The sequence below is a fragment of the Neobacillus sp. SRL179 genome, assembly GCF_984799095.1.
This window is the reverse complement of record NZ_OZ481792.1, coordinates 4846346-4869298: the sequence shown is the minus strand read 5'-3', so window position 1 is coordinate 4869298 and position 22953 is coordinate 4846346. Positions and strand designations below refer to the sequence as shown.

Annotated in this window: 24 protein-coding genes; all 24 read left to right on the top strand. The window is 44.6% G+C overall.

Going from position 1 to position 22953, the window contains the following annotated elements; translation table 11 throughout:
• Positions 1-693 (top strand): sugar phosphate nucleotidyltransferase, encoded by a 693-nt coding sequence (locus AC4E8C_RS23910; RefSeq protein ID WP_490209115.1) that lies wholly within the window; start codon positions 1-3, stop codon positions 691-693.
• Positions 694-810: 117 nt separating this feature from the next.
• Complete coding sequence (upp, locus tag AC4E8C_RS23905) at positions 811-1440, top strand: uracil phosphoribosyltransferase (RefSeq protein WP_490209114.1); 630 nt, start codon at positions 811-813, stop codon at positions 1438-1440.
• Between the two features lie 362 nt (positions 1441-1802).
• Positions 1803-2771, top strand: coding sequence for a nuclease-related domain-containing protein (locus tag AC4E8C_RS23900; RefSeq protein ID WP_490209113.1), 969 nt, complete (start codon positions 1803-1805; stop codon positions 2769-2771).
• An 86-nt stretch (positions 2772-2857) separates the two neighbouring features.
• Positions 2858-5071 (top strand): S8 family serine peptidase, encoded by a 2214-nt coding sequence (locus tag AC4E8C_RS23895; RefSeq protein WP_490209112.1) that lies wholly within the window; start codon positions 2858-2860, stop codon positions 5069-5071.
• Between the two features lie 333 nt (positions 5072-5404).
• The gene (locus tag AC4E8C_RS23890; RefSeq protein WP_490209111.1) at positions 5405-5623 is read left to right on the top strand and encodes an AtpZ/AtpI family protein; all 219 of its coding nucleotides are present in this window, start codon (positions 5405-5407) and stop codon (positions 5621-5623) included.
• A gap of 5 nt (positions 5624-5628) precedes the next feature.
• Positions 5629-6003 (top strand): ATP synthase subunit I, encoded by a 375-nt coding sequence (locus AC4E8C_RS23885; RefSeq protein WP_490209110.1) that lies wholly within the window; start codon positions 5629-5631, stop codon positions 6001-6003.
• Positions 6004-6025: 22 nt separating this feature from the next.
• On the top strand, positions 6026-6736 hold the full coding sequence (atpB, locus tag AC4E8C_RS23880) for a F0F1 ATP synthase subunit A (protein WP_490209109.1): 711 nt from the start codon (positions 6026-6028) through the stop codon (positions 6734-6736).
• A gap of 59 nt (positions 6737-6795) precedes the next feature.
• The gene (gene atpE, locus AC4E8C_RS23875; RefSeq protein ID WP_006838507.1) at positions 6796-7008 is read left to right on the top strand and encodes a F0F1 ATP synthase subunit C; all 213 of its coding nucleotides are present in this window, start codon (positions 6796-6798) and stop codon (positions 7006-7008) included.
• A gap of 209 nt (positions 7009-7217) precedes the next feature.
• Positions 7218-7751, top strand: a complete 534-nt coding sequence (gene atpF, locus AC4E8C_RS23870; RefSeq protein WP_490209108.1) for a F0F1 ATP synthase subunit B — start codon at positions 7218-7220, stop codon at positions 7749-7751.
• Entirely contained in the window at positions 7748-8287 is a 540-nt protein-coding gene (locus tag AC4E8C_RS23865) for a F0F1 ATP synthase subunit delta (protein WP_490209107.1), read from the top strand. The genes atpF and AC4E8C_RS23865 overlap by 4 nt, the downstream gene beginning before the upstream one ends.
• A 102-nt stretch (positions 8288-8389) precedes the next feature.
• Entirely contained in the window at positions 8390-9898 is a 1509-nt protein-coding gene (gene atpA / locus AC4E8C_RS23860; RefSeq protein WP_490209106.1) for a F0F1 ATP synthase subunit alpha, read from the top strand.
• Positions 9899-9996: 98 nt separating this feature from the next.
• Positions 9997-10854, top strand: a complete 858-nt coding sequence (atpG, locus tag AC4E8C_RS23855) for an ATP synthase F1 subunit gamma (RefSeq protein ID WP_490209105.1) — start codon at positions 9997-9999, stop codon at positions 10852-10854.
• A 62-nt stretch (positions 10855-10916) separates the two neighbouring features.
• Positions 10917-12338: a F0F1 ATP synthase subunit beta gene (atpD, locus tag AC4E8C_RS23850; protein ID WP_490209104.1), complete on the top strand. Its 1422-nt coding sequence runs from the start codon at positions 10917-10919 to the stop codon at positions 12336-12338.
• A 21-nt stretch (positions 12339-12359) separates the two neighbouring features.
• Positions 12360-12770, top strand: a complete 411-nt coding sequence (locus AC4E8C_RS23845) for a F0F1 ATP synthase subunit epsilon (RefSeq protein ID WP_490209103.1) — start codon at positions 12360-12362, stop codon at positions 12768-12770.
• A gap of 540 nt (positions 12771-13310) precedes the next feature.
• Positions 13311-13685, top strand: a complete 375-nt coding sequence (locus AC4E8C_RS23840) for an NADH-quinone oxidoreductase subunit A (protein WP_490209102.1) — start codon at positions 13311-13313, stop codon at positions 13683-13685.
• Complete coding sequence (locus AC4E8C_RS23835) at positions 13676-14188, top strand: NuoB/complex I 20 kDa subunit family protein (protein ID WP_490209101.1); 513 nt, start codon at positions 13676-13678, stop codon at positions 14186-14188. The genes AC4E8C_RS23840 and AC4E8C_RS23835 overlap by 10 nt, the downstream gene beginning before the upstream one ends.
• 390 nt (positions 14189-14578) lie before the next feature.
• Positions 14579-15826 carry an NADH-quinone oxidoreductase subunit C gene (locus AC4E8C_RS23830; RefSeq protein WP_490212644.1) on the top strand — a complete coding sequence of 416 codons (1248 nt, stop codon included), beginning with the start codon at positions 14579-14581 and terminating at the stop codon, positions 15824-15826.
• A gap of 3 nt (positions 15827-15829) precedes the next feature.
• A complete protein-coding gene (locus tag AC4E8C_RS23825; RefSeq protein ID WP_490209100.1) occupies positions 15830-16930 on the top strand; it encodes an NADH-quinone oxidoreductase subunit D in 1101 nt (366 codons plus the stop codon).
• Positions 16930-17934, top strand: a complete 1005-nt coding sequence (gene nuoH / locus AC4E8C_RS23820) for an NADH-quinone oxidoreductase subunit NuoH (RefSeq protein ID WP_490209099.1) — start codon at positions 16930-16932, stop codon at positions 17932-17934. Before AC4E8C_RS23825 ends, nuoH begins: the two co-directional genes overlap by 1 nt.
• Positions 17935-18092: 158 nt before the next feature.
• Complete coding sequence (nuoI, locus tag AC4E8C_RS23815; protein ID WP_490209098.1) at positions 18093-18512, top strand: NADH-quinone oxidoreductase subunit NuoI; 420 nt, start codon at positions 18093-18095, stop codon at positions 18510-18512.
• The gene (locus AC4E8C_RS23810; protein WP_490209097.1) at positions 18509-19036 is read left to right on the top strand and encodes an NADH-quinone oxidoreductase subunit J; all 528 of its coding nucleotides are present in this window, start codon (positions 18509-18511) and stop codon (positions 19034-19036) included. The genes nuoI and AC4E8C_RS23810 overlap by 4 nt, the downstream gene beginning before the upstream one ends.
• Positions 19033-19347, top strand: a complete 315-nt coding sequence (gene nuoK, locus AC4E8C_RS23805; protein ID WP_490209096.1) for an NADH-quinone oxidoreductase subunit NuoK — start codon at positions 19033-19035, stop codon at positions 19345-19347. The genes AC4E8C_RS23810 and nuoK overlap by 4 nt, the downstream gene beginning before the upstream one ends.
• Positions 19348-19579: 232 nt before the next feature.
• A complete protein-coding gene (gene nuoL / locus AC4E8C_RS23800) occupies positions 19580-21445 on the top strand; it encodes an NADH-quinone oxidoreductase subunit L (protein WP_490209095.1) in 1866 nt (621 codons plus the stop codon).
• Complete coding sequence (locus AC4E8C_RS23795; protein WP_490209094.1) at positions 21442-22947, top strand: NADH-quinone oxidoreductase subunit M; 1506 nt, start codon at positions 21442-21444, stop codon at positions 22945-22947. The genes nuoL and AC4E8C_RS23795 overlap by 4 nt, the downstream gene beginning before the upstream one ends.
• Positions 22948-22953: the final 6 nt, after the last annotated feature.

Sequence of the window (22953 nt, the reverse complement as noted above, 5' to 3'; positions counted from 1 at the left end):
GTGAAAGCAATTATTTTAGCAGCAGGTATGGGAACTCGGTTGCGCCCGTTAACCAATGACACACCCAAAGCGCTTGTTAAAGTTTTGGGCAAGCCGATGATTGAGCGGCAAATTGAGTTCCTTTTAGACAAAGGAATTACCAACATCAACATCGTAACAGGATACCTTCATGAAAAGTTCGATTATTTGGTGGAGAAATATGGCGTTGAATTGATTCATAATGACAAATACGATCAATATAACAATATTTATTCGATGTATTTGGTCAAAGAGCTCTTGCCCGATGCCTATATTTTAGAGGGCGACGTGTTTATGAATCACAATGTGTTTGATGTCGAGCCAGAGAACTCACTTTATTTTTCAATCCAAAAAGATCAATTTTCAAATGAGTGGGTCATTGAAACAGATGAAAACGACAAAGTGCTTCATTTGGACGTTCGCGACGGTGAGAATGAGTATATCCTCTCTGGTATTTCCTATTGGAATCAGGAAGACGGTGCTTATATTGTCGAAAAGTTAACCGAAGCGGTTGAAACTTCGGGCGGCTTTAACGAATGGTACTGGGATGATATTGTCCGCATGAATGTTAGCGATCTGAATGTTTATTTACGAAGACTGAATCCGACCGATACGTTTGAAATTGACAGTGTCGAGGATTTAAAAAGCGTTGAAAAAAAGTTATTAACAGTGTAACCACTTGCCGGCAGATTGTCGGCAAGTTTTTTTCAAGTTGCTCTATCGATTTTTTTTCTGTAAAATGAGACGAAGTGTCTAATGAAAATTCATTTAATAATAAAAGGGGCGATTTTTGTGGCAAAAGTTTACGTCTTCGACCATCCACTAATCCAACACAAGCTTACCTACATACGAGATAAACATACAGGAACAAAGGAGTTCCGCGAGCTCGTCGACGAAGTGGCTACATTAATGGCGTTTGAAATCACAAGGGATATGCCATTAGAGGATATTGATATTGAAACTCCAGTCTGTCCGACAAAGTCAAAGGTTCTTTCCGGTAAAAAAATCGGACTTGTTCCTATTTTGCGTGCTGGAATAGGCATGGTGGACGGTATTTTAAAATTGATTCCAGCTGCAAAAGTAGGTCATGTCGGTTTATACCGCGACCCTGAAACATTACTGCCAGTTGAGTATTATATTAAGCTTCCAAGCGATGTGGAAGAACGCGATTTCATCGTAGTGGATCCGATGCTGGCAACAGGTGGTTCCGCGATTGAAGCGATTCGCTCCTTGAAAAAGCGCGGTGCAAAACATATCAAATTTATGTGCTTAATTGCTGCCCCTGAAGGTGTTGAAGCTCTAAAAGCAGCGCATCCAGATGTGGATATCTACATTGCAGCATTAGATGAGAAATTAAATGACCACGGCTACATCGTGCCAGGTTTAGGCGATGCTGGTGACCGGTTGTTTGGAACGAAATAAGTGGAAGTCGGGCACTCGCTGCTCGGCTTTTTTTGTTGGAATATTTGGTAAAAATTGTCTAATGGCACAAAAGGGGTTTAAAATAGCACAAAACCATTCCAAAATGGCACAAAACTGCGCTGAAATGGCACAATACTAGGCACAAGGTTTTTTTAAAATGGAAATATTTGTCTAATAGCACAAAAGGGGTTTAAAATGGCACAAAACCATTCCAAAATGGCACAAATCTCCCCCAAAATAGCACAAATCCAAATCCGAATTTCAACAGAACTAAAGACATTCATAATTTGTCCTTACTTTTTAAGCAGGATTTGAAAAATTTTTAGAGAAGTTACTCTAAAAATAGAAATGAGGTGGGATATTTGGTTGTATTAGAGTTACAGCTTCCCATTATGGCTTACCAATGTATGGCATTGCTGCGCAGACTCCAAAAAAATCATCCTATTCGGCCCACTATCGAACGAGATTTGCGGGCGTGGCTGAAAGGGTATTATGGCGAAAAGGAATGCAGCTATTATTTGTCGCTTTTGCCAGAAGATCGGTATTACATTTTTCATGGCCTAAGGCTAATTGATAAAAAGGCCTTCCAAATCGACTTAATGATTATTTCAGCGCGGTTTATCTTCATTGGGGAAGTAAAAAATCTATCGAAAAAGTTAATTTTTCACAAGGAATTTAATCATGTGACGAAAGAATTTAATCATGAAGAAGAAGGCATTTCGAATCCTATTCTTCAGGTCAAAAGGCAGAAACTTCAGTTTGATAATTTGCTAAGGAACATGCAAATGAGCGGTTTGCCGATAGAAAGAGCGGTGATTATTAGTAAATCAACGACCTTACTTGAAACGACAAACAAACAAGTTTTGAATGAGGTGATGTATGCCGAATCACTGTTGGATAAACTGGATGAGCTGGAAATGAAGTATTCAAACCCCGTTTTTACGAAAAGGAAATTGAACAAATTAGTGAATCTCCTGTTAACCCACCATCAAACGCCCATTCCAGATATTCTCCCCACTTATAAATTAACAAAGGCGGATATTAAACCAGGGGTTCTTTGCCCCAAATGTCAAACGATGATGAGCTACTATTCCACAAATTGGCACTGCCCCCAATGTCATTTAACCTCAAAAATAGCCCATTTTCCTGCTGTCGATGATTACTTTCTATTGTTAGGACCAACCATAACAAGAAAACAATACGGTGAATTTTTAGGCTTGAAGTCCACCCATACGGCGGGAAAACAATTGCGCGCGCTTCCGCTCCAAGCGTATGGCGCAAAACGCGGAACTCACTATACCCTGCCAAATAACATGCTACTATCCAATTAACTGAAAAGGAAATCAACGCCTATACGATTCCGATGCATACTTTCCCTTCCCAATGAAAACGATAGAAGAAAAGGGGATTTCTTCAGATGAAACTGTTGCTTCTCATTCTTTCCACCATCCTCATTCATCCGCCCATTCCAAAACCAGCGCACGAAACCGTTGCAATTGTTGTTCTGGAACAGCCCAAATCTGAGCAAGAAATCAAACAAATCATCCAACCGTATAAAGACGTCAAACTACGCCGCGTTTTTCGTGAAGCTATTGATGGTTTTTCGGTGCAGGGCAGCCCTGAGGCAATTGCCGAGCTGGCCGAGCAGGAATCTATCTTAAACGTCTCACCGGTTAGCAAGTACCAGGCTGAAACCGAGGAAAGTGTCAAAATTATTGGCGGTGAGGTGGTCCGCAGTTTTTTTGATGAAAAAAATGAACGGCTTACTGGTAAGGGAGTTACCGTCGGAGTCATTGATACCGGCGTTGACTACACCCATCCTGATTTAAAAAGAAATTACGCCGGCGGGCATGACTTGGTCGACAATGACAAAGATCCGATGGAGACGCTTGCCACCGGGAAGGCGACAATTCATGGCACGCATGTAGCGGGGATTATTGCTGCAAATGGAAAAATAAAAGGCGTCGCCCCAGAAGCAAAAATTGTCGCATACCGGGCGCTCGGTCCGGGCGGCGGCGGGACAACGGAGCAAGTGCTGGCCGCGATTGAGCAAGCGATTAAAGACAAAGTTGATATTGTTAATTTATCACTTGGTAACGATATTAATGGTCCTGATTTGCCGATTTCCCTGGCGCTGAATCGCGCAGTGGACAAAGGGATTGTCGCTGTGGCGGCCTCTGGCAATTCAGGTCCGAATGTGTGGACGGTCGGCTCGCCGGGGACTGCCTCTAAAGCCATATCGGTGGGGGCTTCGACTCCAACAATGGAAATTCCTTCATTATTAATAGAAGGAAGCCGTACAAAATTTCGGATTCAACCGCTGGAAGGCTCGGCTAATTGGGCGTTCGACCGTTCCTTAGAGGTTGTCGATGGCGGCATCGGCCGGAAACAGGACCTGAAAGATGCAGCTGGAAAGCTGGTTCTCATGAAAAGGGGTACTTTGACTTTTTCAGAGAAGGCACAGAATGCCGCCGAGGCAGGAGCAAAGGCGGTGCTGATTTACAATAATACGAGTGGAAACTTTATGGGGAATCTGGAATCTAGTATGACCATCCCTGTTGGCGCCCTCGCTAAGAGTGACGGAGTTATTTTACAAAAAAATAAAGGGATGTCGGCACGGGTTGTCATCGTCAAGGAACGGGACCGGCTGGCGGATTTTAGTTCGCGCGGGCCGGTGACGGGGACGTGGGAGATTAAGCCGGATCTGGTGGCGCCAGGGGTAGCGATTAATTCGACGGTTCCGGGCGGTTATTTGTCACTGCAGGGGACGAGTATGGCGGCACCGCATGTGGCCGGGGCGTGTGCGTTAATTAAGCAGGCCCATCCGAAGTGGACGCCGGCGCAGGTGAAGGCGGCGTTGATGAATACGGCGAAACCGCTCGAACGCAGCAGTAAGGAGCCGGGGTTGGTCCGGCCGATTAAGATTGGGGATCACGGTGAATCATCGAGCTATTATCGGACGTATGAGCAGGGGGCAGGCAGGATTCAAGTGGATGAGGCGATTAAAGCGGCGTCCCTTGTGGAACCAAGCAGCATTCGGTTTGGGAAGTTTACGGATGAGAGTGATCGTCACCAAGCTAAAGTGCGGGTGGAAAATGTCAGTGAGAAATCGCTGCGGTATTCATTTGAGATTCCAAAGCAGGTTGAGGGGCTGAGCTGGCGGTTTCCACTTGGGTTCACGCTTGGTCCCGGAGAATCTAAGGAGGTTAGCGTGGAATTGCTGGTGGACCCGCACGTGTTTAAAGGGAAGATTCATGATGGTTATCTAAGTCTCCAGGCAGGAGCGGCGAAAATTCGGATTCCCTATTTGTATGTGCTGGAGGAGCCGGGTTACCCGCGGGTGATGGGCTTTGATTTTACGGAAGGCGACCGGCAGGGGGAATATCGCTATGAAGTCTATTTGCCGGGCGGGGCGGAGGAATTCGGGATTGCCTTGTTTAACCCGGAGGATTACCGTTTTGTTGGTTATTTAGATAGTGAGACCAATGTGAAAAAGGGGCAGCTGCGAAAGACGCTAAATGTTGATCAACTGCCGGCTGAGGGGACCTATTTGATAAAAGTATTCGCAAAAAAGGCTGGAAAGGAGGACTTTATTGAGAGGATGATTGTGATTGAGAAGCAAGAAAGATAGATTTCAAAGGGGCTGGAGCATTTCCGGCTCCTTTTCTTATTAAGAGTTATAATAAATGTTCACAAAATAGACACAAATTTGTCTTAATTTGTTCCAAAATTACAATACAATTATAGTGTTAATAAAATTTTTTAGAAGGAAGAAATGCAGGGAATAGTTTGTGGATTAAATCACGTAAACTCATTGACATTGATGGGTGGCTATTGTATGCTAACAAAGGGTATGAATGATAGGGTTTTCATTATACTTGTATAGGGTTTACAGCTCTATCATGTTCCCAAAATACCGCTTATGTCCATTGCAGATTCTCTTAAATAGTAAGGAGAGAATAATATGCAAAATGACCGCAATCCATTTAAGGCAATGGCACTTATGACTGCCATTCTTGGACAGCTGGCAGGAGCTACTCTGATCGGCCTTTTCTTAGGGAAATGGCTGGATAAGCAGTGGAGTACAGAGCCAATTTTCTTAATAATCGGATTGTTTATCGGGCTGGCCGCAGGTATTTACTCAATGTTTGTATCGATCCGTCATTTCTTTTCAGGAGATTAACCACCATGCCGGAATTACAGTTAATGTTTATCAGACAGAGAAAATGGATGTTTTTTCTATTATCTATTTATGTACTCGGCTGGGGGTTCACGTCTTATCAATCTATCTTTCTAGGGTTGGTTTTTGGGACGAGTTTGAGCCTCTTTAATTTGTGGTTAATGGTAAGAAAAATGGGGCAGTTTGGCGAATCTGTTTCCCAAGGGAAAAAGGTACGCTCGCTTGGATCTTTTTCACGGTTTGCGACAGCAGCTCTTGCTGTTATTGTAGCCATGAAGTATCCAGAACAGCTTCATCTTATTAGTGTGGTAATAGGACTAATGACATCCTATATTGTCATTATGATAGATTTTTTTATGCATTCTTTACAAATACATAAATAGCGGGGAAGCGAGGTGAATTTTGTTGGAACACGGTGCTCATATAGTTGAATTTATGGGGCTCTATTTTAATATGGGGAACGTCTTAATGATCACTGTTGCCTCATTAATTGTGTTTTTAATTGCGGTTCTGTCGACTCGTAAGCTTGCCATGAAGCCAACTGGCATCCAGAACTTTATGGAATGGGTCATGGACTTTGTTAAGAATATCATTAACAGCACAATGGATTGGAAAGATGGCGGACGATTTCATATTCTTGGTATCACGATTATGATGTATGTGTTTGTCGCTAACATGCTGGGCTTGCCATTTTCAATTGTTATTAATGGTGAGGTATGGTGGAAATCACCAACAGCGGATCCTGCGATCACATTAACGCTAGCTGTGTTGGTGGTAGGGCTATCACACTTCTATGGTGTGAAAATGAGAGGGACAGCCGCTTACGGAAAAGAATTCTTTAAACCGTTTTGGTTTATGTTCCCAATCAAGATTATCGAAGAGTTTGCCAATACACTGACTCTTGGACTCCGGCTTTACGGTAACATTTATGCGGGGGAAATTTTATTAGGATTACTAGCTGGCGGGCTTGCAACTGGTGTTGGCGGAAGTATTGCCGCTATCGTACCAATGCTCGCATGGCAAGGCTTCTCAGTCTTTGTTGGTGCCATCCAGGCATTCATTTTCACCATGTTAACTATGGTTTACTTATCACACAAAGTGAGCAGTGACCATTAATAGTTCATTTATGAACAAATAAAAAATTTATTTATACATTTTAAGGAGGAAAATTACAAATGGGTCTTTTAGCAGCAGCAATTGCAATCGGTTTAGCAGCACTAGGTGCTGGTATCGGTAACGGTCTTATCGTATCTCGTACAGTTGAAGGTATTGCGCGTCAACCAGAAGCTCGTGGTATGCTTCAAACAACAATGTTCATCGGGGTTGCGTTAGTAGAGGCGATTCCTATCATCGCGGTTGTTATCGCGTTCATGGTTCAAGGTCAATAATTTAAACAATAGACGGTTAAAAAATGGCGAAGATCATTTCCATGAGAACCTTCGCCATTCTATTATGTCTATACTAGAAGGTGTCAGGCACCATTCCGTCTATTTCCATTGGAATAATGGTAGTAATGGTGTCAGGCACCGTTAAGTGATAATTTTGGATTGATATAGTGTTTATGTTAGAAACGACTCTTGAAGGGAGTGAACCCGAGGTGTTAACAAGCAGTCTTGTATTAGGCGCAGCTGAATCTGCTGCCCATCACGGTGTTAATTATGGTGATATTTTATACCAATTAGCGATGTTTATTATCTTGATGTTATTGCTGAAGAAGTTCGCATGGGGTCCGTTAATGGGCATTATGAAAGAACGGGAAGCACATGTAGCCAATGAAATAGCTGCAGCTGAAAATAGCCGTCAAGAAGCGAAGAAACTATTAGAAGAACAACGTAATCTTTTAAAAGAAGCTCGTACGGATGCACAAGGTTTAATTGAATCTGCTAAGAAGCAAGGCGACTTGCAGCGTGAGGAAATTATTGCCCAAGCTCGTACAGAAGCAGAACGTTTGAAAGAAAATGCGAAGCTTGAAATTGATCAGCAAAAAGAAAAAGCGGTTGCCGCTATTCGTGAACAAGTTGCAAGTCTTTCTGTCTTAATTGCCTCTAAAGTAATTGAGAAAGAATTGAATGCAGCGGATCAAGATAAACTTATTAACGATTATATCCAAGAGGCAGGAGAACAGCGATGAGTAATTCCATGGTAGCAAAGCGCTACGCGTTGGCCCTCTTACAAATTGCGAAAGAGAATCAGCTTCTTGGAGTAATGGAAGAAGAACTTCGTGTAGTGAAGGAAGTTGTACAATACAATCCTGAATTAAAAGCAGTCCTTAAATCTTCCAAACTTTCTATTGAAAAGAAAAAAGAGATTTTGTCGGCCGCTTTCTCGACAGTCAATGTATATGTACGCAATACACTGTTGATCTTAGTCGACCGTCACCGCGAAGATGAAATCGTGGACGTGGTAAATGAATTTTTAGAATTGGCAAATGAAGAAATGGGTATCGCTGAGGCTGAAGTTTACAGTACCCGCGCCCTATCTGACGAAGAACGCAATGCGATTTCGTCTGTATTTGCTGCAAAAGTTGGCAAGAAATCACTTAGAATTGAAAATATCGTTGATTCCAACCTATTGGGCGGCATCCGCCTTCGGATTGGAAACCGTATATATGACGGCAGTTTGCGTGGCAAACTCGATCGTTTAGAACGTAAATTATTGTTAAGCTAAGAAGAAAAGCGAAGGCGACCGTTGGGAGCTGGAGCTGGACAGTCCTAAAAGTTGAATGTTTGCAAAAAACATTCCCAAAGTAAATAGTTAGGGGTGAAACTCATGAGCATCAAAGCTGAAGAAATCAGTGCCCTGATAAAAAAGCAAATTGAAAACTATCAGGCAGAAATTCAAGTGACTGATGTCGGTACAGTTATCTCCGTAGGTGACGGTATCGCTCGTGTTCATGGTCTCGATAATTGTATGGCCGGAGAACTCGTTGAATTTTCGAACGGCGTTATGGGTATGGCACAAAACCTTGAAGAAAATAACGTCGGTATTATCATCCTTGGACCTTACACAGAAATCCGTGAGGGTGATGAAGTACGCCGTACAGGCCGTATCATGGAAGTTCCTGTCGGTAACGGACTAATCGGACGTGTTGTTAACTCATTAGGCCAGCCAATTGATGGTATGGGTCCAATTAACGCTACGAAAACCCGCCCAGTTGAAGCGGTTGCTCCTGGCGTTATGTCTCGTAAATCCGTTCATGAACCATTACAAACAGGTATTAAAGCGATTGACGCCCTTGTGCCAGTCGGCCGCGGCCAGCGTGAGTTAATCATCGGTGACCGTCAAACAGGTAAAACATCTGTTGCCATTGATACCATTTTGAACCAAAAAGGTCAAAACATGATTTGTATCTATGTTGCCATTGGACAAAAAGAATCAACTGTACGTGGTGCGGTTGAAACACTTCGTAAATATGGCGCATTAGAGTATTCAATCGTTGTTTCCGCTGCAGCATCACAGCCAGCTCCAATGCTATATTTAGCACCATATGCGGGCGTTGCGATGGCAGAGGAATTTATGTATGAAGGCAAACATGTCTTAATCGTTTATGATGATTTGTCTAAACAAGCGGCTGCATACCGTGAACTTTCCTTGCTGCTTCGTCGTCCTCCAGGTCGTGAAGCGTATCCAGGGGATGTATTCTACTTGCACTCCCGTTTATTAGAGCGTGCTTGTAAGTTAAGCGATGAACTTGGTGCTGGTTCAATCACAGCTTTACCATTCATCGAAACACAAGCAGGTGACGTTTCTGCCTATATCCCAACAAACGTTATCTCCATCACAGATGGACAAATTTTCTTACAATCAGACCTATTCTTCTCTGGCGTTCGTCCAGCGATTAACGCAGGTCTTTCCGTATCCCGTGTAGGTGGTTCAGCGCAAATTAAAGCAATGAAAAAGGTTGCTGGTACCTTGCGTCTTGACCTTGCTTCCTACCGTGAGTTAGAGGCATTCTCGCAATTCGGTTCTGACCTTGATAAGGCCACTCAAGCGAAACTTGCGCGTGGTGCCCGTACGGTTGAAGTTCTTAAACAAGATCTACACAAGCCGCTGTCTGTTGAAAAACAAGTAGCAATCCTATATGCGTTAACACGCGGTTTCCTTGATGATATTCCATTAGAGGACATCCGTCGTTTTGAATCAGAATTCCATAATTGGTTAGACCACAACCGCAAAGAGTTGTTAGACCATATTGCAAAAACGAAGGAACTTCCTTCTGATGATGATATGGCTTCTGCAATCAACGACTTCAAAAAGACGTTTGCAGTTTCCGAATAATAGGGTCTGACATATAGCAAGGTTTGGCGCGCGGCACCTCGCATGAGGCGGCCGCGCGGTCAAGCCAGACATTCTTTGAAAAAGGGTGGTGAGAACCTATGGCTTCATTACGCGAAATTAAAGGTCGTATTAATTCGACGAAAAAGACGAGTCAAATTACAAAAGCAATGGAAATGACTTCGGCCGCTAAATGGAATCGTGCCGTTGTTAATGCCAAAGCATTTGTTCCGTATATGGAAAAAATTCAAGAAGTAACAGCGTCGATTGCAATCGGTTCAGGTGGCGTGATCCATCCAATGCTGCAGCATCGGCCTGTTAAGAAAACAGGTTATATTGTCATGACAAGTGACTCAGGCCTGGCTGGTGCGTTTAACAGCAATGTCATTCGTAAAGTTCATCAAACGATCCAAAGCCGTCATCAATCAAATGATGAGTTCGCGATTATCGCAATTGGAAGAATGGCCCGTGATTATTTTGCTAAACGCGGCATGAATGTCATCCTTGAAATAACAGGGATCCCGGCCCAGCCAAACTTTGCGGATATTCAAGACATTACCCGCAATACGGTGGGAATGTTCTCTGATGGTACATTCGATGAACTTTATGTCTATTACACTCATTATCTAAGTGCTATTTCTCAGAACGTTACCGAGAAAAAGTTGCTTCCACTAGCGGATTTAACCACTTCTCATAAGCTCATTTCCTATGAATTTGAGCCATCTGCAGAAGAAATATTGGAAGTTCTCCTGCCGCAATACGCGGAAAGCTTAATCTACGGTGCCTTGCTCGACAGCAAAGCGAGTGAGCATGCTGCCCGGATGACGGCGATGAGAAATGCAACCGATAATGCCAAAGAATTAATCAATCACTATACATTAGTTTTCAACCGTGCCCGTCAAGCAGCGATTACGCAAGAAATCACCGAAATCGTCGGCGGTGCGGCGGCACTAGAATAGAACTTTGTGGTGCCTGACACCATTTGCAATATGCAGGAAGTAGTAAGTTAGGAGGGAAAACGATGAACAAAGGACGCGTTCTTCAGATTATGGGTCCGGTTGTTGACGTTAAGTTTGAAAACGGTCAATTGCCTGAGATTTATAACGCATTGAGGATTGAAACTAAAGCGGGTAATTCATCAGATGTGGATATCAACTTAACTCTTGAAGTAGCCCTTCATTTAGGTGATGATACAGTTCGGACCATCGCGATGTCAACTACTGATGGATTAACTCGCGGTGTGGAAGTTGAAGATACTGGCAAGCCTATTTCTGTTCCGGTTGGGGATGTAACACTTGGCCGTGTATTTAACGTATTAGGTGAAGCCATTGACTTGAAAGAAGATGTACCACAAAGTGCACGCCGTGATTCTATTCACCGTGAAGCACCATCATTTGAAGAGCTTTCTACAGAAGTAGAAATTCTTGAAACTGGTATTAAAGTAGTAGACTTGCTTGCCCCATATATTAAAGGTGGTAAGATCGGTTTATTCGGTGGTGCCGGTGTAGGTAAAACCGTTTTAATCCAGGAATTAATTAATAACATCGCTCAAGAGCATAGCGGTATTTCTGTTTTCGCCGGTGTTGGTGAACGTACGCGTGAAGGAAATGACCTTTACCACGAAATGACAGATTCTGGCGTTATTAAGCAAACAGCGATGGTATTCGGACAAATGAATGAACCGCCAGGTGCTCGTATGCGTGTTGCCTTGACTGGTTTAACCATGGCTGAATATTTCCGTGATGAACAAGGACAAGACGTGTTATTGTTCATTGATAATATCTTCCGTTTCACGCAGGCAGGTTCTGAGGTTTCTGCCCTACTTGGCCGTATGCCATCTGCGGTAGGTTACCAGCCAACGCTTGCTACTGAAATGGGTAAATTGGAAGAGCGGATTACCTCTACCAATAAAGGTTCCGTTACATCGATCCAAGCGATTTATGTACCAGCCGATGACTATACAGACCCGGCTCCGGCTACTACATTCGCTCACTTAGATTCGACAACGAACCTTGAGCGTAAGCTTTCTGAAATGGGTATCTACCCTGCGGTGGATCCACTTGCTTCGACTTCTCGTGCCTTGTCACCTGACATTGTCGGTGAAGAGCACTATGAGGTTGCCCGTCAAGTTCAATCGACTCTACAAAAATATCGTGAGTTACAGGATATCATCGCCATTCTTGGTATGGACGAACTTTCTGATGATGATAAGTTAGTCGTACTTCGTGCGCGTCGTATCCAAAACTTCTTATCACAAAACTTCCACGTGGCCGAGCAGTTTACTGGTCAGCCAGGTTCATATGTACCTGTAAAAGAAACAGTAAAAGGATTTAAAGAGATCCTTGAAGGAAAATATGATCATCTTCCAGAGGATGCGTTCCGTCTTGTTGGACGTATCGAAGATGTGGTTGAGGCCGCAAAACGCATGGGTGTTGAAGCCTAAGGCTTCTTAGGAGGGTAAAAAATGAAGACGATTAAAGTCAGTGTTGTTACTCCCGATGGCCCGGTGTATGAATCAGATGTGGAAATGGTTAGTACCAAAGCTCAGAGTGGTGAGCTGGGAATTTTACCTGGTCACATTCCGATGGTTGCTCCGCTTGCAATTGGTGCGGTTCGTCTCAAGAAGGAAGGAAATACGGAATTTATCGCTGTTAGTGGTGGATTTTTAGAAGTTCGTCCTGAAGAAGTAACGATTCTTGCCCAATCGGCTGAGATAGCATCTGAAATTGATGTAGAACGTGCCCTTAGAGCGAAGGAACGTGCCGAGCAGCGTATGAAAGAGCAGCAAGTTGAACATATCGATTTCAGACGTGCTGAGCTTGCGTTGCAGCGTGCCATCAATCGCCTCGCCGTATCGGAAAGAAAATTACATTAATTTAAATACCTCTCCAGATGTACTGGAGGGGTTTTTTGTGTTTGCGGCGGGCTGGGAGCAAAGGACTAGTTTTTTTAAAAATTGCATGTTAACAGCGGTTAAGCCATATGATGATAGGGGAAAGGGGTTGCAATGGCTTGTTTAACAAGGTGATTAGGATAGCCCTTTGGCAATGTGGCCCATTATGGTGAAATTTGCAAATTCGGTGAACATTTTTTAACAATTCTCACAGACAAGCTGCAAAAAATGAGGTTAACTAGAGAGTGTTGTCGAATTTTAATAGCATATCCATTTTTTCAAACCAGTCACTTTAAAGGGTGTCAGATCCACCTTGCCAGATTCCTAATTAGAAATTATTTTCGATTAATAGTCTTGTTTGTTACCAAGCTCTCAAGAACCCAAAAACGGTTAACTTTTACCGTAAGAGAATTCCAAATTTTTATAGAATTGGCTTGTCGACACAGGTTTGTAACAATGCTATAATGAATTCGGTTACAAGTTTCATTAGTATGAAAATTTACAACATTGGAGGGGATAGACATGGAACTTTTAAATGTATATCAGAATAATTATCTGATAGTTTTTGCGTTCCTATGTCTTGGGGTGCTGCTGCCTGTGGTTGCGTTATATTTGGGAAAACTTCTGCGTCCATCAAAACCGAGTGATGCGAAGAATACCACATATGAAAGCGGGATTGATCCATTTCACGATTCTCGTGTACAGTTCAATGTCCGCTATTATATTTTTGCCCTGATGTTTGTTATTTTTGATGTGGAAACCGTATTTTTATATCCATGGGCGGTTGCCTATGATAAACTAGGAATTTTTGCGCTCGTTGAAATGTTAATTTTTGTGGCGATGCTATTATTGGGCCTAGTCTATGCTTGGAAGAAGAAGGTGCTACGATGGATTTAAAATTAGAGGATATTTCACCAAAGGAAATGGAAGAGTTACAAAGAAATGTATTTATGACTACGCTGGAGCAAATTAAAGCTTGGGCTCGAAGCAGTTCGATCTACCCAATGACATTTGGTCTGGCTTGTTGTGCGATTGAAATGATGGGTGTAGGTGGGGCGAACTATGACTTGGACCGTTTTGGGTCGTTTTTCCGGACTTCCCCAAGGCAATCAGATTGTATGATTGTGTCAGGTACAGTGACGAAGAAAATGGCACCAATCTTACGCCGTTTATATGATCAAATGCCTGAACCGAAGTGGGTCATTGCGATGGGTTCTTGTGCAACTGCAGGTGGGCCGTATGTAAAATCGTATTCCGTTGTTAAAGGTGTCGATCAGATTGTTCCAGTGGATGTATACATACCAGGATGCCCTCCTAACCCAGCCGCTTTAATTTATGGAATCAATAAGTTAAAGGAAAAAATTCGTTATGAAGCGAAGACTGGGAAGAAGGTGATCTAACCGATGAGCGGGGAGAAAAATCTCGATCAATTAAAGAAAGAGGCAGCTGAAAAGGCAAAGGTGGCTGCACTTGCGAAGCGTAAAGCCAAGGAAAATGGCGAAACTGAAGCAGCAGCACCTGCGTCAAAATCGGTGGGGGAGGATGCTCCAGCGCAAGCCCCAGTGACGGATTCCGCAGGCTCTAGTAATGCCGATGACTTAGCGAAGAAAAAGGCAGCCGCAGCGGCAAAAGCGAAGGCGGCGGCGTTAGCGAAAAAGAAACGCGAAGGAATCACTGACGAGGAGGAACCTGCTGTTGAAGCACCAGTGAGTTCGGAACCAGCTGAGACTCCACCGGTCGAAAGCTCCACAAACGAAGCTGATGATCTTGCGAAGAAGAAGGCCGCCGCAGTGGCCAAGGCAAAAGCGGCAGCAGCAGCAAAACGTAAGGCAATGGAGCTGGCAGGCGGCACAGCGCCAGCGGAGGAAAATCCAGCCCCTGCAAATGAAGCCGACGACCTCGCGAAGAAAAAAGCCGCTGCAGTGGCGAAAGCAAAAGCGGCAGCAGCAGCAAAACGTAAGGCAATGGAGCTGGCAGGCGGCGTAGCACCAGCGGAAGAAAATCCAGCGGAAAATCCAGCCCCTGCAAATGAAGCCGACGACCTGGCGAAGAAAAAAGCCGCTGCAGTGGCGAAAGCAAAAGCGGCAGCAGCAGCAAAACGTAAGGCAATGGAACTGGCAGGCGGCGTAGCACCAGCGGAGGAAAATCCAGCGGAAGAGCCAGCCCCTGCAAATGAAGCCGACGACCTCGCGAAGAAAAAAGCCGCCGCAGTGGCGAAAGCAAAAGCGGCAGCAGCAGCAAAACGCAAAGCAATGGAGCTAGCGGGCGGCGCAGCACCAGCGGAAGAAACACCAGCGGAAGAGCCAGCCGGGGATGATGCCAAAGCAAAGGCGGCCGCAGCGGCGAAAGCAAAAGCAGCCGCGGCAGCGAAGGCAAAGGCAGCCGCCGCCGCAAAGGCGAAAGCAGCAGGAACTGAGGGAGCTGCAGGTGATGACGAAAAGGCCAAAGCAATCGCAGCGGCCAAAGCGAAGGCGAAAGCAGCGGCAGCAGCCAAAGCGAAAGCAGCTGCCGGAGGTAAAGCGGTCGACACGGCAGCCCAAGCAGCGGAAAGTAAACCATCCGTCAACCAGCCATACTTAGATAAATATGTAAAAGTCATTGAAGAAAACCTAGGCTCTGATGTTTTAGAAGATTCTTATATTAATAAACTTTCTAAGGATGTTCCAACACTCGTGGCGAAGCGTGATACATATTATAAATTGGCTCAATTTTTAAAGTACAATGAGCTGCTAGGATTTGATTATTTATCAGAGCTTCATGGAACCGACTTTGAAACACATATGGAAATTTATGTTCACTTGTTCTCATACAAAAACCGCCAATCTGTTGCGTTAAAAGTAAAGATTGACCGTGAAGAACCAACCATCGAGTCCGTACAGCCTCTTTGGGCAGGTGCAGAATGGCCTGAATGTGAAGCCTATGATTTACTAGGGATTAAGTTTACGGGACATCCGGACTTACGCCGTATCCTGCTTGGCGAGGAATGGGTTGGTTATCCACTGCGCAAAGATTATGAGCCTTACGATGTGGAGGTGTAGAGAGTGATCAGAACAGAAGAAATGATACTAAACGTCGGTCCTCAGCATCCAAGTACGCACGGAGTGTTCCGCCTAGTCGTTAAAATAGATGGGGAAATCATTACCGAAGCAAAGCCGGTGATCGGGTATTTACACCGTGGAACGGAAAAATTGGCTGAGAACCTGCAATATACGCAAATTATCCCTTATACGGATCGAATGGATTATTTATCTTCCATGACGAATAATTATGTCATTTGTCATGCGGTCGAAACGATGATGGGAATTGAGGTTCCTGAACGAGCCGACTTTCTCCGCATTATTGCCATGGAATTGAACCGAATTGCCAGCCATCTGGTTGCATGGGGGACATACATCCTTGACCTTGGGGCCACTAGTCCGTTTATCTATGCCTTCCGTGATCGGGAAATGATTATCAACATGCTGAACGAGCTGTCAGGTGCGCGCTTGACCTTCAACTATATGCGTGTCGGCGGTGTGAAGTGGGATGCTCCTGAGGGCTGGATTGAAAAAGTGAAAGAGTTTGTCCCATATATGCGCGGTCAGCTTAAGGGTTATCACGAGCTTGTCAGCGGAAATGAAATCTTTTTAGACCGTGTAAAAGGGATCGGTAAATATACAAAAGAAGAGGCCATCCAATATTCACTTAGTGGACCAAATCTTCGCAGCACCGGTGTAAAATGGGATCTTCGTAAGGACGAACCTTACTGCATTTACAACCGTTTTGACTTTGATGTTCCAACATCAGAGGATGGGGATTGCTTGGCACGCTATAACCTTCGTCTTGCTGAGATTAGTGAATCGTTAAAAATCCTAGAGCAGGCGGCTGAACAATTTCCTTCTGAAGGAGATATTCTTGCTAAAGTGCCGAAAATCATTAAGGCGCCTAAAGGGGAAGCGTTTGTCAGAATTGAGTCACCCCGCGGAGAAATAGGCTGCTATATTGCCAGCGATGGAAAAAAAGAACCATATCGCTTAAAGTTTAGAAGACCATCCTTCTATAACCTGCAAATTCTCCCAAAACTATTAGTGGGTGAAAATATTGCCAACATGATTGCTATTTTAGGGGCAGTTGATATTGTCCTTGGGGAGGTTGACGGCTAATGATAGAAGAATTGCTGCAGTCAAGTCCTGGTTGGGCTAACTTTGGGATTTTCTTTTTACTCGGTGCTGTCTTGCTTTTAATCGTATTAGGCTTCGTTACCTACGGGATCTTAGCAGAGCGGAAAGTCTTGGGGTATATGCAGCTTCGCCATGGCCCGAACCAAGTGGGCGGAAAATGGGGGCTCTTGCAAACGGTCGCGGACGTCCTCAAGCTGTTACTAAAAGAGGACATTATACCGAAGGCAGTTGACAAGCCATTATTTATTATTGCACCGGTTATTGCCTTTGCGCCGTCGTTTATGGTGCTGGCAACCATGCCGTTCACGGACAAATTTCAATTTGCCGATATCGGCGTTGGATTACTATACTATATCGCCGTTTCTGGTTTAACCACGTTCGGCATGCTGCTTGGCGGCTGGGCATCCAATAACAAGTACGCTCTTTTAGGAGGCATGCGGGCCTCGGCTCAGATGATTTCCTATGAAATCCCGCTTGTTATGTCCGTATTAGGCGTGATTCTTTTATCAGGCAGCTTAAATCTAAATGAAATCGTGGCAGCACAGAGGCACGGCTGGTTCATTCTTCTACAGCCAATCGCGTTTGTCGTCTTTTTCATTGCATCTATTGCAGAATTAAACCGGACACCATTTGACCTACCAGAGTCAGAAAATGAACTTGTTGCAGGCTATCACGTTGAATATTCCGGATTCCGCTGGGCCTTCTTTATGCTCGCAGAATATGTGTATTTATTTGCAATGTCAGCCTTGATTACCGTCATTTTCCTAGGTGGTTGGTTAGCGCCTTTTGGATTCCTCAGCTTTATTCCTGGGGCTGTATGGTTTTCACTTAAATTCAGTTTGGTTGTGTTTGTTTATATCTGGCTGCGGGCAACACTCCCACGATTCCGTGCAGACAAACTCATGGAATTCGGCTGGAAGGTACTCTTGCCAATCGCATTAGCAAACATATTCCTAACCGCCTTAATCAAATCATTATTCTTTTAAAGCATATAAGATGGTGCCTGACACCAATGACTGCCTTTTCACTGTGACAGTGGTCGAAATGGTGCCTGACACCATAAACTACTTTTTCACTGTAGAGGTGCTAGGAATGGTGCCTGACACCCAAAACTATCTTCAAACTGTGCAAAGGGGTGAAAAACGTGCTTGGAGTATTTAAAGGCTTGAAATATACCCTTAAACAATTATCGCGCGAGAAGGTCACGTATGATTATCCAAACGAGCCGCTTCCGCTGCCAGACCGCTTCCGCGGGATTCAGAAGTTTTATCCGGAAAAGTGTATTGTGTGTAATCAATGTGCGAATATTTGCCCGACTGATTGTATTCAATTAACGGGTAAGAAGCATCCGGATCCAACGAAAAAAGGGAAAATCATTGACACTTATGATATCAACTTTGAGATTTGTATCCTTTGTGATCTATGTACGGAGGTTTGTCCTACCGAAGCCATCATCATGACCAATAACTTTGAACTCGCAGAATACAGCCGTGACATGTTATTTAAAAACCTCGAATGGCTGGATGAAAACGATGAAAACATACGGCAGGTGAATAAAGCATGATATTATCAGGCGAATTTCTCGCTTTTATGGGCCTCGCACTTGTGGCGATAATCGGCGGCGTGCTGTTATTGAACCTTTCGAAAGTCGTGCATATGGTCGTAGCTCTAATCTTCACATTTGTAGCGATTGCCGGCATTTATGTCCTGCTATCGGCAGAATTTGTAGCGGTCGTACAAATCTTGATTTATTCAGGCTCTATCACCATCATCATGCTGTTTGGGATCATGTTAACCAAACATGATGATGAAGGTGAAGGTGAAGCGAAAACAGGCAAGTGGCGAAAAATCCTTTTGTTTTTAGGGATCGTCGGCTTTGCCTTTGCAGTTTACATTGGCATCTACAATTTCAATATTGAACAAGTTCCAACTAAGCTGCATGAAAACAATACGCTCCAAATTGGGGAAGCCCTATACTCGAAATATATCATTCCATTTGAATTAACCTCGGTGTTACTATTAGTAGCCCTTGTTGGTTCGATTATCTTAGCAAAAAATGATAAGAAGAAGGAGGCGGATAAGGAATGAGTTCAGTTCCCGCTTCAGCCTTCCTGGCCCTGGCATTGATCTTATTTTGCATCGGTTTATACGGCGCATTGACGAAAAAGAACACTGTCATCGTCCTTATTTCAATCGAATTAATGCTGAATGCCGTCAATATTAACTTAGTGACCTTCAGTAAATACGGGATGGCTCCATCGATTACAGGTCAAATCTTTGCCCTGTTTGCCATCAGCGTCGCCGCAGCAGAAGCAGCGATTGGCTTGGCCATCATGATAGCCCTATACCGTAACAAGAAAACCGTCAATATCGATGACATGGACACATTGAAACATTAAATCAAACATAGAAAACCATTGGGTGTCAGGCACCATCAAAAGACAATTCAGCCCTATTTGTCCACGTCAGACGGACATCACCCGATAAACGGGAGTGTCCATTCCAGGCGGACAAATGGGGCAGGGTGTCCATGATTGGTGTCAGGCACCAAATCGACACACAAAATTCGGGTGTGCGGTCTGCCGCGACTAAACCGGCATGCGGCCGCCGCCCGAAAAGGGGATAGTGATAATGATGGAAAATGCATGGCTTATACCGCTTTTCCCGCTATTATCGTTTTTGATCCTTCTTCTATTCGGTAAGCGACTGAAGGAGGCGAGTGCGTTTGTGGGAATTCTGTTCACGCTGGCCTCGCTCATCTATTCAATTTTGGTATTAATCGAGCGCTTTTCAGAGCCGACCTACGTCACGAAATTTGACTGGCTCACGATAGGGGATTTGCATCTTACAGCGGGCTTTGAAGTCAATCAATTAAATGCATTAATGCTGTTTATCGTATCGCTCGTAAGTTTCTTGGTACATACCTACTCGAAAGGGTACATGCATGGAGACGAGCGTTTCGGAGTATTCTATGCCTATTTAGGATTATTTACGTTTGCAATGCTTGGGCTAGTTATCTCGCCAAACCTTCTGCAAACCTATATCTTCTGGGAGCTTGTTGGTGTTGGTTCCTTCTTACTAATCGGCTTTTACTTTTACAAAGACGAAGCGAAGGCGGCGGCAAAAAAGGCGTTCATCATGACGCGGATCGGGGATGTCGGTCTATTCATCGGCATGATCCTGCTTTTTTGGGAAACCAAAACCTTCGAATATAGTGAAATCTTCCAGGCGGTGGATGCCGGCGAGATATCACCAACCATGATTACGTTAACGGCGATTTTAATTTTTATCGGAGCTGTCGGCAAATCTGGTCAATTCCCGCTCCACACCTGGCTTCCAGATGCGATGGAAGGTCCGACACCTGTTTCGGCTCTCATCCACGCTGCGACCATGGTTGCTGCAGGGGTTTACTTAGTGGCTGCACTGTTTCCACTATTCCAAGCAAGTCAAACCGCATTGCTGACCATCGCCACAATTGGCGGATTTACAGCGATTTTTGCGGCGAGCATTGGTCTCGTGCAAACCGATATTAAACGAGTACTTGCCTACTCAACCGTTTCACAACTGGGCTACATGATGCTTGCCCTCGGTTCTGCCGGCTATGTGGCGGGTGTATTCCACTTGATGACGCATGCCTTCTTCAAGGCCCTGCTCTTCTTAGCAGCTGGTTCTGTCATCCATGCGGCCCACACGCAGAATATTGAGGAAATGGGCGGGCTTTGGAAAAAATTAAAACTAACCGCGCCATTATTTTTAATTGGAACACTCGCCATCAGCGGTGTACCGGGGTTATCTGGTTTCTTTAGTAAAGATGAAATTTTAGTAGCGGCATGGGAAGGCGGACATCCAATCCTCTTCTTGTTAGCCCTTGCGGCGGCCTTCATGACCGCATTCTATATGTTCCGCTTGTTCTTCATGGTATTTACCGGTGAGGCACGCGGCAGTCAAAGAAATGTACACGAGTCGCCATCTAACATGACGGGGCCGATGATTGTCCTCGGCGTGCTTGCGATCGTCGCAGGTTATGTGAATACGCCATGGGCTTCCGTTTTTGGCGACTGGCTTGTTGATGGCCACGAGGCGCTCGGACATGGCCACATCGAAGGCCCAATCTGGATTATGATTGCGGCTACCGTAGTTTCCTTAGCAGGCATTTACCTAGCCTACTTGATGTATTACAAGCGGTCACTTGCCCGCAACTGGTTAAGCGGTACAGGGGATACACTGCATACGATTTTACTGAATAAATATTACGTCGATGAGTTTTATCAAATGACCGTCGTAGCCGTCACCAAAGGCATCAGCTACTTCCTGCGGTTCATTGATGTCTTCGTGGTGGAAGGACTTGTCAAAGGCGTGGTTGGAATAGTTCAAGGACTTGGCACAGCGGGTTCAAAAATGCAATCCGGTCAAGTTCAAACTTATGGCGCAGTCGCCTTCATCGGCCTGGCAGTACTCGCCGTCATCTTTGCGTTAACAGGGGGGTACTTACGATGAATTTATCTGCTGTGCTTTCAATCCTAGTCTTCTCCCCTTTACTAGGAATTATCGTTTTGGCGCTTATGCCAAAACAAGTTGAAAAAGCCATAAAAGTGGTTGGCATTCTTGCGACACTGCCGGCGTTATTGCTGGCACTGGCCGCCTATCTCCATTTTCTTTGGGGCAAGGACTTGGCTGACTTTTCCGTCTCTGTCAACTGGATTCAATTCCGCGGCTTGAATGATGCTCCTTTCTTTGCGGTCAACTATGAACTCGCCTTGAGCGGCTTTCAACTCTTGCTCGTTGTCCTAACGGCCGTAGTGGCTTTCCTTTCAGCGATTGCCGCCGCACGGTTTGTGAAAAAAGAATGGAAAGGCTATTTCATGCTATTCCTTCTTTTAGAAATAGGCATGCTCGGCGTGTTTACCGCTGAAAACTTAATTTTGTTCTTCATCTTTTTCGAAATCACCCTTATTCCAACCTTCTTCTTAATCGGAAAATGGGGCTATTTTGAAAAAGAGAAGGCGGCATACAGCTTCTTGATTTATAATGGCTTAGGCTCAGCCGTGCTGCTGATTGTCATTATGATATTATTTGCAAAAACAGGCACAACGAACATTGATTTACTGAAACAAATGCTCGCCGACCCTAGTGCACCATTGTCGGGTGACTTGAAGCTTGGTTTATTTATTGGATTATTGATTGCGTTCGGCGTCAAATTACCTATTTTCCCATTGCACAGCTGGATGTTAAAAGTTCACGTGCAGGCACCGCCATCAGTGGTAATGATTCACTCTGGGATTCTATTAAAAATTGGCGCGTACGGATTAATTCGCTTTGGAATGGGAATTTTCCCAGAACAATTTGCAAAATTGGCAACGCTTATTGCGATTCTTGGAGTCGTCAACCTTCTGTACGGAGCCTTTCTAGCATTCATTCAAACTGATTTTAAAATGGTGCTGGCTTATTCATCGATTTCCCATATGGGCATCGTGCTAATCGGACTTGCCGCCATGAACGAGGCGGGCGTACAAGGAGCTATTTTCCAAGTGATTTCCCATGGTTTAATCTCGGCACTCTTGTTCTTCCTTGTTGGGATTCTATACGAACGGACCGATACATCGCTTATGGAAAATCTGGGTGGAATGGCAAAAGGGATGCCAATTGCCGCAGGCTTTTTACTTGCTGCCGGGATGGCGTCACTTGGACTGCCAGGCATGTCCGGGTTCGTCAGCGAATTCATGGCCTTCCTTGGCTTGTTCAAGGAACTTCCGTGGGTTGCAGCAGTGGGTACACTCGGCATTATCCTGACAGCAGCGTACATCCTGCGCGCCGTCCTAGGGATCACCTACGGTAAGTCGCATCGTGAATTTACGGGCGTGGTTGACCTGAAAGGAATCGAGTTTGTCCCAGTCATTGTACTAATGGTATTAATCGTGTTAATTGGTGTTATCCCGAGTGTTCTTAGCTCTCCACTGCAAACTACACTTGAAACAATCATGATAGGGTTAGGAGGGTGATGAAGG

Excerpts from the sequence above, each read along its gene's own strand:
- AC4E8C_RS23845 (WP_490209103.1), top strand. The coding sequence starts at position 12,360 with ATGAAGACGATTAAAGTCAGTGTTGTTACTCCCGATGGCCCGGTGTAT.
- atpA (WP_490209106.1), top strand. The coding sequence starts at position 8,390 with ATGAGCATCAAAGCTGAAGAAATCAGTGCCCTGATAAAAAAGCAAATT.
- atpD (WP_490209104.1), top strand. The coding sequence starts at position 10,917 with ATGAACAAAGGACGCGTTCTTCAGATTATGGGTCCGGTTGTTGACGTT.
- AC4E8C_RS23840 (WP_490209102.1), top strand. The coding sequence starts at position 13,311 with ATGGAACTTTTAAATGTATATCAGAATAATTATCTGATAGTTTTTGCG.
- nuoL (WP_490209095.1), top strand. The coding sequence starts at position 19,580 with ATGATGGAAAATGCATGGCTTATACCGCTTTTCCCGCTATTATCGTTT.
- nuoK (WP_490209096.1), top strand. The coding sequence starts at position 19,033 with ATGAGTTCAGTTCCCGCTTCAGCCTTCCTGGCCCTGGCATTGATCTTA.
- AC4E8C_RS23810 (WP_490209097.1), top strand. The coding sequence starts at position 18,509 with ATGATATTATCAGGCGAATTTCTCGCTTTTATGGGCCTCGCACTTGTG.
- nuoH (WP_490209099.1), top strand. The coding sequence starts at position 16,930 with ATGATAGAAGAATTGCTGCAGTCAAGTCCTGGTTGGGCTAACTTTGGG.
- AC4E8C_RS23835 (WP_490209101.1), top strand. The coding sequence starts at position 13,676 with ATGGATTTAAAATTAGAGGATATTTCACCAAAGGAAATGGAAGAGTTA.
- AC4E8C_RS23895 (WP_490209112.1), top strand. The coding sequence starts at position 2,858 with ATGAAACTGTTGCTTCTCATTCTTTCCACCATCCTCATTCATCCGCCC.
- AC4E8C_RS23885 (WP_490209110.1), top strand. The coding sequence starts at position 5,629 with ATGCCGGAATTACAGTTAATGTTTATCAGACAGAGAAAATGGATGTTT.
- atpG (WP_490209105.1), top strand. The coding sequence starts at position 9,997 with ATGGCTTCATTACGCGAAATTAAAGGTCGTATTAATTCGACGAAAAAG.
- AC4E8C_RS23890 (WP_490209111.1), top strand. The coding sequence starts at position 5,405 with ATGCAAAATGACCGCAATCCATTTAAGGCAATGGCACTTATGACTGCC.
- AC4E8C_RS23865 (WP_490209107.1), top strand. The coding sequence starts at position 7,748 with ATGAGTAATTCCATGGTAGCAAAGCGCTACGCGTTGGCCCTCTTACAA.
- atpE (WP_006838507.1), top strand. The coding sequence starts at position 6,796 with ATGGGTCTTTTAGCAGCAGCAATTGCAATCGGTTTAGCAGCACTAGGT.
- AC4E8C_RS23795 (WP_490209094.1), top strand. The coding sequence starts at position 21,442 with ATGAATTTATCTGCTGTGCTTTCAATCCTAGTCTTCTCCCCTTTACTA.